Genomic DNA, 11966 nt, shown 5'->3' on the forward strand with positions numbered 1-11966 from the left:
GCCTATGCCTCGATTCCGGTGTTTTCCGGCGTGCCGGGGCGGACCGGGATGGAGGCCCCGATCAGGACCTTCCCCTTCTCCTCCAGGGTGGCGGGGCGCATCTGGCCGCGCTCGTCCGGGACGAAGGTGATGGAATCGTCCTTCTGGTCGGGGGCATTGACGAAGGAACGGAACCGGCGAAGGCGCTCGGGATCCTTCAGGGTGTCTGCCCACTCATCGATGTAGGTGTCCACGTGCTTCGCCATCGCTGCCTCGAGGTCGGCTGCGATGCCAAGGGTGTCCTTCACGACGACGTCCTCGACGTGCTTGATGCCGCCGTCGAGCTCCTCCTGCCAGCGGGCGGTGCGCTGCAGCCGGTCCGCCGTGCGGATGTAGTACATGAAGTAGCGGTCTATGTACTTGATCAGGGTCTCGTCGTCGAGGTCCTTGGCCAGCAGCTGGGCGTGGGCCGGAGTGGCACCGCCGTTGCCGCCGACGTACAGGTTCCAGCCGTCGGCGGTGGCGATGACGCCCACGTCCTTGCCCCGGGCCTCGGCGCATTCCCGGGCACAGCCGGAAACGCCCATCTTGAGCTTGTGCGGGCTCCGCAGGCCGCGGTAGCGCAGTTCCAGCTGGATGGCCATGGCCACCGAGTCCTGGACGCCGAAGCGGCACCAGGTGGAACCGACACATGACTTCACGGTGCGCAGGCTCTTGCCGTAGGCCTGGCCGGACTCAAAGCCCGCGTCCACCAGTTCCTTCCAGATCTCCGGCAGCTGCTCCAGCCGGGCGCCGAACATGTCGATCCGCTGGCCGCCGGTGATCTTCGTGTACAGGTTGTACTTCTCGGCAACGGCGGCGATCACGCCGAGCTTCTTGGGGGTGATCTCGCCGCCAGCAATGCGGGGGACCACCGAGTAGGTGCCGTCCTTTTGCATGTTGGCCAGGGCCCGGTCGTTGGTGTCCTGCAGGGTGCCGCGGCCGGCGTCCAGGACGTAGGCGCTGTTCTGGCTCGCCAGAATGTTGGCAATGGTGGGCTTGCAGATGTCGCAGCCTGCGCCGGTGCCGTACTTGGCCATGATCTCCTCGAAGGAGGTGAGCTCCAGGACGCGGATGGCGTCGAAGAGTTCCTGCCGGGAGAGTTCTATGTGCTCGCAGAGGGCCTTGGAAAATTCAACGCCGGACCTGGTCAGCTCGCTTTCCAGCAGCTTCTTCAGCATTGGCACGCAGGAACCGCACTGGGTGCCGGCCCGGGTGCAGCCCTTCAGCTCGCCGAGCTCCTGGACAGGGGCATTGCCCTCGCAGGCGCCGCAGCCGTTGATCGTATCGCGGATGGTTCCGGCGGTGACGTTGTTGCAGGAGCAGAGGGTGGCGTCGTCCGGAAGTTCGGTTTCAGGGGCGTCACCGCCGCCGGCTGCATTGAGGAACGCGCCGGGCTCGGCGGGAAGTTCGCGGCCCAGGAGCGGACGCAGGCTCATGTACGGGGAGGCGTCGCCGACGAAGATGCCGCCCAAGAGGGTCTTGGCGTCGTCAGTGGTAACGATCTTCTGGTAGACGCCGCGGGCGGGGTCCGCATAGACGATCTCGAGCGCGTGCTCGGTCTTGGCGAAAGCGTCGCCAAAGCTGGCAACGTCCACGCCGGAGAGCTTAAGCTTGGTGGCGGTGTCGAAGCCTGGGAAGGTGGCGTCGCCGCCGTGGAGCCGGTCTGCCACAATTTCCGCCATGGTGTTGGCCGGGGCCACCAGGCCAAGGCACATGCCGCCGAAATTGGCAACCTCGCCAATGGCCCAGATGCCGGGGACTTCCGTTGCGCAATAGTCGTTGATGGCCACGCCGCCGCGCTGGCCCAGGCTGAACACCTGCTCCTCGCCTTCGGCGGCGCGGAAAAGCTCGTCGCGCGGCCGGACGCCGATGGCGACGATCACGATGTCCGCGTCGATGACCCGGCCGTCCGCCATGAGGACACCGGTGACCTGGCCGTCGTCATCGGAAATCACCTCGGACGGGAACACGCCGCCGTGAACCTCAAAGCCCTTGGCTTTGATCAGGCGGCCCATCGCCTGGCCCGCACCCTCGTCAAGCTGTGTGGCCATCAACCACTGCGAGCCGTCGATGACTATCGGATTTGCGCCCAGCAGCTCGGTGCCGGCAGCCGATTCGAGCCCCAGCAGGCCGCCGCCGATGGTGACGGCGTTGACCTTGCGGCCCAGCTTTTCGCGCAATTCCGCGATGGCCTTGTTGATGGCCCAGACATCCTCAAGGGTCCGGTAGACGTGCGTCTTGTCCGCTCCGGGGATGGGAAGGCGGGCCGCATTGGACCCGGTGGCCACCACCAGTTCGTCATAGGGGTAGCTGCCGCCTGCTGCGGTTTCCACCGTCTTGGCTTCCGCATTGATCTTGACCACGCGTTCGCCCGTCTTCAGTTCCAGGGACGGGTGATCCCACATGGAAGCCGTGCCAAGGGTCAGGTCGACGTCCTTGTCAGTAAGGGCCTTGGACAGAGCGACCCGGTCATAGGGAAGGTGGACCTCTTCGGTGAGCACGGTGACATGCCAGCCATCGAGGCCACGGGCATGCATCGCGTCGGCGAAGCGGTGGGCTGCCGGGCCGCCACCGGCGACGACGATGCGGCGCGGAGTCTCTGTACGGGATGTCTGTTCGGTCACTGATGGGCCTTTCGCATGGGCCGCAGGCAGTTTTCCCTGCAGCCTTCATTGACGAGCTGTCCATCCAGACTAGGAAGCCGCAGTTTCGCTTCAGTTTCCCGATTGTTTCGTCAGCTTAACTTCTGCATCACGAACGCATTTCCGGCTGCGTGAGGTGTCTTTTACGTGCTGGACACATTGGCTGCACGCCTGTGAAACACCCGGCGCCTAGCGTGGATTACGGCTGCAGAAGGGGCCAATGAGAAGGACTATACGCACAGGGAGAGGAGCCGGACATGACGGCAACACTGGAACTTGGGGCACTTGAAGCCGGCCTGGACGAGGCCGCATCCGGCTGGCACAGCGTCTGCACGGTCGAGGACCTGGAACCGGCCTGGGGTGAAGCGGCGCTGATCGCAGGCCGCCAGGTTGCCCTCTTCCGCACGGGTGCCACCGAGGTTTTCGCAGTGGCACACGAGGACCCCGCCACCGGCGCACATGTCATGGCCCGGGGCATCCTGGGCTCGAAAGGCGCCCGTCCCACCATTGCCTCGCCCCTGCACAAAGAGGTCTACGACCTTGAAACCGGTGAGTGCTTCAGCACTCCGGGCTTGAGCCTGGCGACCTTCCGCACGCGGATCGTGAGCGGCTGCGTCCAGGTTCAGCTGTAGCAGGCGCTAAAGCCCCAGCGCTTCGCTGACGTCCCGAAGCACCTCATCCAACGCCGCCCGCACCGCCTGCCGTGCCGCCGGCAGCTCCGCCGCGGAACCCACGTGGTGGATCACCTCCAGGTAGCATTTGAGTTTAGGCTCGGTGCCGCTGGGCCGGATGATCACCCGGGTGAGGTCCCGGGTCACGTACAACAGCCCGTCAGTGGCCGGCAGCTGCTCGCTGCCCTCAGCGAGATCGGTGTACACCTCCACGGCAGAAGAACCGAATGTCTCCGGCGGGGAGACCCGCAGCCGGTTCATCATGGCGTCCAGGAGCCCAAGATCCGCCACCCGGATGCTCAACTGGTCGCTCGCGTGCAGGCCGTGCTGCAGGTAGAGCTCGTCCAGCGTGTCAAAGACCGTCTTGCCTTCCGCCTTGGCGGCTGCAGCGAGCTCGGCAATCAGCAGCGCAGCCGAAATTCCGTCCTTGTCCCTCACCAGGTGGGGCGCCACGCAGTAGCCCAGCGCTTCCTCGTAGCCGTATACGAGTCCGGGGACGCGGGAGATCCACTTGAACCCGGTCAGGGTCTCCTGGTGGGCATAGCCTGACGAGGCCGCGATCCGGGCCAGCAGCCGTGAGGACACGATGGAATTGGCAAAGACTCCCGTCGCGCTTTCCTCCGTGCCGCTGTCGTCCTTCGCTGCTGCTGCGGCGAGCCGGGCGGCGACGTGTGCGCCCAGCAGTGCACCCACTTCATCGCCGCGGAGCATCCGCCAGGCACCGGTGTCGGGGTCTTTGGCGGCGACAGCCGCGCGGTCGGCGTCAGGATCGTTGGCAATCACGATGTCCGCCGCCAGCCGTTCGGCTGCCTCCAGGGCCAAATCCAGCGCCCCGGGTTCTTCAGGGTTGGGGAAGCTGACAGTGGGGAAGTTGGGGTCCGGCTCGGCCTGCTCCGCCACGAGTGTGATGTCCTTGAAACCCGCCGCGTTCAGTACCCGCTGTGCAGTTCCGCCGCCCACGCCGTGCAGGGGCGTCAGGACGATCTGCAGCTCACGGGCCGGGAAATGCTCCGGAAGTGCCAAGGCCGCGGTCTCGCGTTCGTAGTCTGCGGCGAGGGAATCATCAAGGACTGTCCAGCCGGAAGGTGCGAGGGCTATTGTCTGCAGCGGCCCCACGGCGTTGATCCGGTCGGCGATGGCGGTGTCGTAGGGTGCAACGATCTGGGCGCCACGGCCGCTGTCGGCCACAGCGTGCCCACCCAGGTAGACCTTGTAGCCGTTGTCCTGCGGCGGGTTGTGGCTGGCGGTTACCATCACGCCACCGTCGCAGTCCAGCGCCCGCACGGCGAAAGCCAGCAGGGGAGTGGGCAGCGCCGCCGGCATCAGGAAGGTCTCGATGCCCGCTGCCGTGAAAATCGCTGCCGTTTCCTCGGCGAAGATGTCCGAATTGTGGCGGGCATCGTAGCCGACGACGGCGCGCGGTCGGCTTCCGGGGGACGCCTCGCCTACCGTCGAGCGGAGGAAGTCCGCCAGGCCGGCAGCGGCGCGGCGTACCACCACGCGGTTCATCCGGTTCGGCCCTGGACCAAGTGCCGCCCGAAGTCCCGCCGTGCCGAACTGCAAGGTGCCGCGGAAGCTGTCTTCCAGTTCCTGGCGGGCCGCCGCGTCGCCGCCGTCAACCAGCTGGACAAGCTCCAGGAGGACGGCCGACGTTACGGGATCCGGGTCTTGGGCAGCCCATTCGCGGGCCTCCTGGAGCAGGCGGGAATCGGCATCGGAAGACGTCATGGGGATAACGCTATCGTCATTGGCCCGTCAGTTCCCGCAACCGGCACCACAGCTGGATCCCTCGGCCTGGCCGCACTGGCCCCTTTGCGTCCAGTCCGGGCTAGAGCCGGGCAATGATTTCCGCGAGCAGCTTTGAAATCCGTGGACCTGCCGCCTCTCCCGCTTCGAGGACTTCCTGGTGGCTCAGCGGCTCCGGACTGATGCCGGCGGCAAGGTTGGTGACCAGGGAAATGCCGAACACCTCCATGCCTGCATGCCTCCCTGCGATGGCCTCCAGCGCCGTCGACATTCCCACCAGGTCGGCGCCGATCCGCTTGGCGTACTGCACCTCGGCCGGCGTTTCGTAGTGCGGCCCCGGGAACTGGGCGTACACGCCCTCCTCCAGTGTTGCGTCAACTTCATGGGCAAGGCCGCGGATCCTTGACGAGTAGAGATCTGTCAGGTCCACGAAGGTTGCACCCTCCAGCGGGGAGGCGGCGGTGAGGTTGATGTGATCGCTGATGAGCACCGGCGTGCCCGGTGCCCACTGTTCCTGCAGCCCGCCGCAGCCGTTGGTCAGCACCAGGGTTTTGCACCCGGCGGCAGCTGCCGCCCGGATCCCGTGCACCACTGCGCGCACGCCCTTGCCCTCGTAGTAGTGCGTCCTTGCGCCCAGGACCAGCGCCCTCTTGCCGCCCTTGGTCAGTACCGAGCGGATGGTGCCCACGTGGCCTTCGACGGCTGGGGCATGGAAACCCGGTACCTCGTCCGCGGACAGGGTGGCCGTGGTCTCGCCAATCAGGTCGGCTGCTTCAGCCCAGCCCGAACCGAGCACCAGGGCGACGTCATGGCCGTCCACTCCTGTTTCCTCGGCGATGTAGTCGGCCGCGGCGCGGGCGGCTGCGAAGGGATCGGTGTTCAGGAAGTCAGTTGTACTCACTGGTACAAGCTATCTTGCCGCACGTGATGCCGCCCACCCTCCCACTTTGCCCAGAGACCGTTTTCTTTGGCGGAGCGGCATAGCTGGAGGAGAATGGGGGATTGTGACTACGCATCCAGATTTCAGTTCGCCCCGCATCGCAATCCTGGGAGGTGGGCCCGGCGGATACGAGGCCGCCATGGTGGCCGCTTCACTGGGGGCGCAGGTCACCATCATCGAGCGGGCCGGCCTCGGCGGATCGGCCGTGTTGACGGACGTCGTCCCGTCCAAGACCCTGATCGCCACCGCCGACCTCATGACCCGTGTGGGTGAAGCGGGGGAGCTGGGAGTCAAGTTCGACGTCGACGGCGGCGACTTCGTGCCGGTGATGCGCGCAGACCTCAAGCACATTAACGACCGCCTGCTGAACCTGGCCCGCAGCCAGTCGAAGGACATACACGACGGCCTGGAGCACCAGGGCGTGCGGATCCTTTCAGGGTCCGGCAGGCTGCTGGACGACCATACGATCGAGGTCCTGACCGCTGAAGGCACCGAAACAATAGAGGCGGACACTATCCTGCTTGCGGTGGGTGCCCATCCGCGCGAGCTCGAGACGGCCCGGCCCGACGGTGATCGGATCCTCAACTGGACGCAAATCTACGATCTCGATGAACTGCCCGAGGAACTGATCGTGGTGGGTTCCGGCGTGACCGGCGCGGAGTTCGCTTCCGCGTACAACGGGCTCGGTTCGAAGGTGACGCTGATTTCCAGCCGTGACCGGGTGCTGCCTGGCTCCGATGTTGACGCAGCTGTGGTTCTGGAGGAAGTGTTCGAGCGCCGCGGGGTCCGCGTCCTGTCCCGTTCCCGCGCCGAAGCCGTGGAACGGACGGAAGACGGCGTAGTGGTCACCCTCAGCGACGGTTCAAAAGTCACCGGCAGCCACTGCCTGCTGTGCCTGGGCTCCATTCCCAACACTGCCGGCATCGGGCTCGAAGAGGCCGGCGTTGCGCTCAGCGAGAGCGGACACATCAAGGTTGACGGCGTGTCCCGGACCTCCGCCCCGAGCATCTATGCCGCAGGTGACTGCACAGGTGTGCTCCCGCTCGCCTCGGTGGCTGCCATGCAGGGCCGCATAGCCGTAGCGCACTTCATGGGAGACACCGTCACCCCGCTCAAGCTGCACCAGGTGGCGTCGAACATCTTCACCTCCCCGGAGATCGCGAACGTGGGCGTTTCCGAAGCCGAGATTGATTCCGGCAAGTACCAGGGCGACGTCATCAAGCTGTCCCTGCGGAGCAACGCCCGCGCCAAGATGCGCAACCACCGGGACGGTTTCGTCAAGATCTTCGCCCGCAAGGGCTCGGGCACTGTCATTGGCGGCGTGGTGGTGGGGCCAAACGCCTCGGAACTGATCTTCCCCATCTCCATCGCGGTGAAGCAGAAGCTGCACGTGGACGACGTCGCCAGCACTTTCACGGTGTACCCGTCCCTGAGCGGATCCATCTCCGAGGCCGCGCGGCGGCTGCACGTCCACCTGTAGGTGCGGCGGGGCAGGATTTGGGCCCCGCAGCCGGGCCGGAGGTCTGGACCCTTCCGCTGCCGCCTGCATAGACTCCTTCAAGGACCGGCCGGGATTTTCATCAGCGAATTTCCCGGCCGTCCCTGCATCAGCCATCGACGCAAGGAGTAGCTCGTGGAACTGAAGGACGTCAAGTGGAACGAACAGGCGCGCGAAAAAATCCTGCTGGATGCGGACCGGGCACTGCAGGAAGCGGTCCGGCAGGCAACCTCTTCCTTGGCAAATGCGGACAAGGAAGAGGTGTATAAGTTCCTGTTCGAACAGCTGAAGGACCAGTTCGTGGACTTCCAGCCGGGACCGGACCTCACCCGTTACGCGGAGGCAGTGGCCAACGGGGACTTCAACTCCAACTCGTCAGCCGAAACGGAAGGCTAGGCCATGACCACCGCCCTCGTAAGGCCCCGCCAGGGCAAGATCATCGGCGGCGTCTGTGCTGCCCTGGCGGCACGGTTCGGCCTCCCGAAATTCCTGGTCCGGCTCGGTTTCGTCATCTTTGGACTGGTGGGGGTGGGCGAGCTCGCCTACATCGTGCTCTGGATCATCATTCCAAAGGCCCCGGTGTAACTTTCCTTCCGTGCGGCGGGCCCGGAAGCCGAGGCGGGGCGGCCAGGGCATGGTCTTCACTCAGGCGGCTGAGACCGCCTGGAAGTGTTTTTCGATGAGCCCCTTGATGTCCTCGTGGCAGCCGCCGCAGCCGGTGCCGGCGCGCGTTACCTTGGAGACTTCGGCCACGGTGGCGCAGCCATCCTCCACCGCCCCCTGGATCGTGGCCCCGCTGACGCCGGCGCACCGGCACACGGTGCCTTCCGGGCTGGCGGGGCCGGAGCCGGGAAGCTGGTCCGGCCCGTCGAGGCGCAGGAGGAGGGACCTGTCCGCGGGCAGTTCCGCGCCGCGCTCAAACAATCCCACCAGCTCCGCGGCAGTGCGGGGCATTCCCACCGCGACCAGGCCTTCAAGGACCCCGCCGCGGGTGGTCATCTTGACGTAGCGGCCGTGTTCCGGGTCCGCCCACTGGGCAATCTGCAGGCGGGGACGGCCGTTGACAGCGCCGGCGGCCAGCACGTCCTCATCCCAGGGCTCTGCGGAATTGTCCCCGGCCACCGCCATGTTCATGCCGCGGGCTTTGAGGACGATCACGCCAGCCTGCTCGGCGGGCAGTTCAGGCAGGAGGTCTGCGTCTTCCTGTACTGCTGATGCCAGCCGGCCCAGGTATTCGGCGAGCCATTCGGCCTGCCGCCAGCCGGGCCCCACCAGCCCGGACGGGCCTTTGGCGCTGCGGCAGCGGGTGCAGTCCGGGTCCGGGCAGCGGACCTCGGCGCAGTCACCGATGGCAAAGATGTGCGGCTCATGGTGGGCACGGAGTTTGTGGTCCACCAGGATGCCCGCGGATGTGGACAGCCCGCAGCCCTCGGCAAGTTCGGTTCGGGGACGGACACCGCACGAGATGACCAGGAGGTCGCCGTCGATCGCTGACCCGTCGTCGAGCAGCAAAGCCGAGAAGCCGCCGTCGGGCGCGTTGTGCTCCACGCCCGTGGAGCGGGCGTTGCCGGCCACGCGGACGCCGCAGCGGCGGAGGCTCGCGGCGAGGACGGCGCCGCCGCCGCGGTCGATGTTGCGGCCCAGCGGGTGCGGCCCGTTGTGCACCACGGTGACAGTGGCTCCCTCCTCCGCCGCGGCCAGGGCGGTTTCCAGGCCCAGCACGCCGCCGCCCAGGACCACCACCCGCTTCCCGCCGTCCACCGCCCGGCGCAGGGCCTCGGCGTCGCGCAGGTCGCGCAGCGCGGTGACCCCTGCCGGAAGCACAGGGGAGGTGGGGTCCGGGTTGATGCCGGTCAGGTTGGGGATGACCGGTCGTGACCCCGTGGCAAAGACGAGGCGGTCATAGTGCGCAGCTGCGCCGTTGGACAGGAGGACCTGCTGCCGGGCCCGGTCCACCCGCCGCACGCGCACTCCGAGGCGCACGTCCACCCCGTCGGCTGCCAGGGCTGCGGCGTCGGAGAGGGCCAGCGCCTCGGCTGTGGTGCGTCCCACGCCAAGGTCGGCAACCAGCACCCGGTTGTAGGCAGCTTCTGCTTCGTCGCCCACGACTGTCAGGGCCACCATGCCGCTGCGGACGGCGGGCAGCAGCTCATCCACCAGCCGGGCGGCCACCGGACCGAATCCCACAATGACAATCTGCTCGCTCATGAGGCCTCCGTCGTCTGAAGCACGTTGGTGGAACGGGGGACGGTAACGGGCCGGACCCACACGTTGTTGAACTTGAATTCGGGCATTCCGGAAATGGGGTCGGTGGCGGCCTCGGTGAGGCGGTTTGCGCTTTCCAGCTCCGGGAAGTGGAAGGGCAGGAAGACCGTTTCGGGGCGGATGGCGTTGCTGAGTTCCGCCCGGCACACCACCTCGCCGCGCTCGTTGGCCACGGACACGAAAGCCCCTTCGGTGATGCCCAGGGAGGCCGCTGCCGCCGGATGGATCTGCAGCTTCGCCTCCGGCTGCGATGCGAGCAGTTCCGTCACCCGCCGGGTCTGCGCCCCGGACTGATAGTGCTCCAGGAGGCGGCCGGTGATCAGGGTCATGGCCTGTGCGGCCGGGTCGGGGTCCGCGGCAGGAGTACGACGGCGGCGGGGCGCCACCGGGACCATCACGGCTTTGCCGTCGGCGTGGGCGAAGCTGTCCCGGAACAGGCGCGGAGTCCCGGTGCTGCCCGCGGGGTAGGGCCAGTAAGCGGCCTCGCCCCGGTCCAGCATGGCGTAATCGATGCCCGAATAGTCGGCCAGCCCTCCGGCGGAGGCACGGCGGAGTTCTTGGAATACCGTTTCCGGGTCCTCGCTGTAGGTGGAGGGGGCGTCCAGGGCTTCGGCCAGCCGGGCCATGATCCAGAGCTCGCTGCGCGCACCGGGCGGCGGGGCCAGGGCACGGCGGCGGCGCAGCACCCGGCCCTCAAGATTGGTCAGGGTGCCCTCCTCCTCCGCCCACTGAAGCACCGGGAGGATGAGGTCGGCCTCGGCCGCGGTCTCGGACATGAAGAAGTCGCAGACCATCAGGAAGTCCAGGCTGCGGAGCCCCTCGATCACGGCGCTGGCGTCGGGCGAAGCGACCGCAATGTTGGAGGCGTGGACGAAAAGGCAGCGGACGCCGTCGGGCTTTCCCAGCGACTTCAAAAGCTGGACGGCGGGCAGCCCGGGTCCGGGGATCAATTCCTCCGGGACACCCCACACGCCGGCAACATGTGCCCGGGCAGCAGGATCGGTGATCTTGCGGTAGCCGGGCAACTGGTCGGCCTTCTGGCCGTGCTCGCGGCCGCCCTGGCCGTTGCCCTGGCCAGTGAGGGTGCCGTAGCCGCTGCGGGCAGACCCGGGCAGGCCCAGCAGGAGGCTCAGGTTGATGGCCGCGGTGGCGGTGTCGGTGCCGTCCACGTGCTGTTCCGCGCCACGGCCGGTCAGGATATAGCTGCCGCCTTGGCGGGCACCCGCTGCGAGCCGGCGGGCCGTTTCCCGAATCAGGTCGGCGGGGACGCCGGTGAGGGACTGCACCCGCTCGGGCCAGAAGGAGTTGACGCTGCGGGCTACGGCACTGTAGCCGGAGGTCCGCTCCTGGAGGTAGGCCGTGTCCACCAGTTTCTCGTGGATGACCACGTGGGAGATGCCCAGCAGGAGGGCGAGGTCGGTGCCCGGCAAAGGCTGCAGGTGGATGCCGCCGCCGTCGGCCGTAAAAGCAGCCGTGGCGGAACGGCGGGGATCGACAACGATCAGCCCGCCGGCGTCGCGCGTTCCCTTCAGGTGCTGCACGAAGGGCGGCATGGTCTCTGCCACGTTGGAGCCCAGCATCAGGATGGTGCTGGCCGTGTCCAGTGCCTCCAGCGGGAACGGCAGGCCGCGGTCCACTCCGAAGGCCCGCATTCCTGCGGCCGCGGCGGAGGACATGCAGAAGCGGCCGTTGTAGTCGATGCGGGAGGTGCCCAAGGCGAGCCGGGCGAACTTGCCCAGCATGTAGGCCTTCTCATTGGTAAGGCCCCCGCCGCCGAAGACACCGACGGCGTCAGCACCGTAGCGTGCGCGGGCATCCCTGACAGCGGAGGCGGCCAGGTCCAGGGCCTGCTCCCAGCTGATGGGGCGGTGGACGCCGTCGCCGCCCTTCAGCAGGGGCTCGGTGATCCGGCCCGCGTGGTTCAGGAGGGTGGGGGAGGTCCAGCCCTTGCGGCAGAGGCCGCCGCGGTTGGTGGGAAAGTCGCGTCCCTGGACGGTGAGGGGCACCTCCGGGACGGGGGAGTTGACGGCGGACTGCCGTGCGGCGGGCGGCTTTGCTGCCATTGGTGCCGGCACGGGGTCTGGCCCCGGCTCGGGAGCCGGGGCCAGATCCTGGGAAGACGTGAGCGTCATGGCGCACTGCAGGGCGCAGTAGGGGCAGTGCGTGTCGGCGCTTTTGGTCAT

9 protein-coding genes are annotated in these 11966 nt (G+C 67.3%); 4 read left to right on the forward strand and 5 right to left on the reverse strand.

Features of this window, described 5'->3' with window-relative positions; translation table 11 throughout:
* Window positions 1–2: 2 nt before the first annotated feature.
* Window positions 3–2645, reverse strand: a complete 2643-nt coding sequence (nirB, locus tag FDW84_RS10335; protein ID WP_138609122.1) for a nitrite reductase large subunit NirB — start codon at window positions 2643–2645, stop codon at window positions 3–5.
* A 275-nt stretch (window positions 2646–2920) separates the two neighbouring features.
* On the opposite strand from nirB, the gene nirD reads away from it, so the two are divergent.
* Window positions 2921–3295, forward strand: coding sequence for a nitrite reductase small subunit NirD (gene nirD / locus FDW84_RS10340; protein ID WP_138609124.1), 375 nt, complete (start codon window positions 2921–2923; stop codon window positions 3293–3295).
* A gap of 6 nt (window positions 3296–3301) precedes the next feature.
* Here nirD and FDW84_RS10345 read toward each other — a convergent pair whose 3' ends face one another.
* Window positions 3302–5062: a phospho-sugar mutase gene (locus tag FDW84_RS10345; protein ID WP_171046749.1), complete on the reverse strand. Its 1761-nt coding sequence runs from the start codon at window positions 5060–5062 to the stop codon at window positions 3302–3304.
* A 100-nt stretch (window positions 5063–5162) separates the two neighbouring features.
* A complete protein-coding gene (locus tag FDW84_RS10350; protein ID WP_138609128.1) occupies window positions 5163–5981 on the reverse strand; it encodes a purine-nucleoside phosphorylase in 819 nt (272 codons plus the stop codon).
* A 103-nt stretch (window positions 5982–6084) separates the two neighbouring features.
* Between FDW84_RS10350 and FDW84_RS10355 the strand changes: the two genes are divergently transcribed.
* The 3 genes from FDW84_RS10355 to FDW84_RS10365 all read left to right on the forward strand — a co-directional run bounded on the left by FDW84_RS10355 (window position 6085) and on the right by FDW84_RS10365 (window position 8103).
* Window positions 6085–7500: an NAD(P)H-quinone dehydrogenase gene (locus FDW84_RS10355; protein ID WP_138609131.1), complete on the forward strand. Its 1416-nt coding sequence runs from the start codon at window positions 6085–6087 to the stop codon at window positions 7498–7500.
* A gap of 153 nt (window positions 7501–7653) precedes the next feature.
* Complete coding sequence (locus tag FDW84_RS10360) at window positions 7654–7914, forward strand: hypothetical protein (protein WP_138609133.1); 261 nt, start codon at window positions 7654–7656, stop codon at window positions 7912–7914.
* Window positions 7915–7917: 3 nt separating this feature from the next.
* Window positions 7918–8103 (forward strand): PspC domain-containing protein, encoded by a 186-nt coding sequence (locus FDW84_RS10365; protein ID WP_138609135.1) that lies wholly within the window; start codon window positions 7918–7920, stop codon window positions 8101–8103.
* 60 nt (window positions 8104–8163) lie between these two features.
* On the opposite strand, the gene FDW84_RS10370 is transcribed toward FDW84_RS10365, so the two are convergent.
* Window positions 8164–9726, reverse strand: a complete 1563-nt coding sequence (locus FDW84_RS10370) for an FAD-dependent oxidoreductase (RefSeq protein ID WP_138609137.1) — start codon at window positions 9724–9726, stop codon at window positions 8164–8166.
* Window positions 9723–11966: a molybdopterin oxidoreductase family protein gene (locus FDW84_RS10375; RefSeq protein WP_138609139.1), complete on the reverse strand. Its 2244-nt coding sequence runs from the start codon at window positions 11964–11966 to the stop codon at window positions 9723–9725. Before FDW84_RS10375 ends, FDW84_RS10370 begins: the two co-directional genes overlap by 4 nt.

It is taken from the genome of Pseudarthrobacter sp. NamE5, from assembly GCF_005796225.1.
Taxonomy (GTDB): domain Bacteria; phylum Actinomycetota; class Actinomycetes; order Actinomycetales; family Micrococcaceae; genus Arthrobacter.

Excerpts from the sequence above, each read along its gene's own strand:
- nirD (WP_138609124.1), top strand. The coding sequence starts at position 2,921 with ATGACGGCAACACTGGAACTTGGGGCACTTGAAGCCGGCCTGGACGAG.
- FDW84_RS10345 (WP_171046749.1), bottom strand. The coding sequence starts at position 5,062 with ATGACGTCTTCCGATGCCGATTCCCGCCTGCTCCAGGAGGCCCGCGAA.
- FDW84_RS10365 (WP_138609135.1), top strand. The coding sequence starts at position 7,918 with ATGACCACCGCCCTCGTAAGGCCCCGCCAGGGCAAGATCATCGGCGGC.
- FDW84_RS10370 (WP_138609137.1), bottom strand. The coding sequence starts at position 9,726 with ATGAGCGAGCAGATTGTCATTGTGGGATTCGGTCCGGTGGCCGCCCGG.
- FDW84_RS10375 (WP_138609139.1), bottom strand. The coding sequence starts at position 11,966 with ATGACCAAAAGCGCCGACACGCACTGCCCCTACTGCGCCCTGCAGTGC.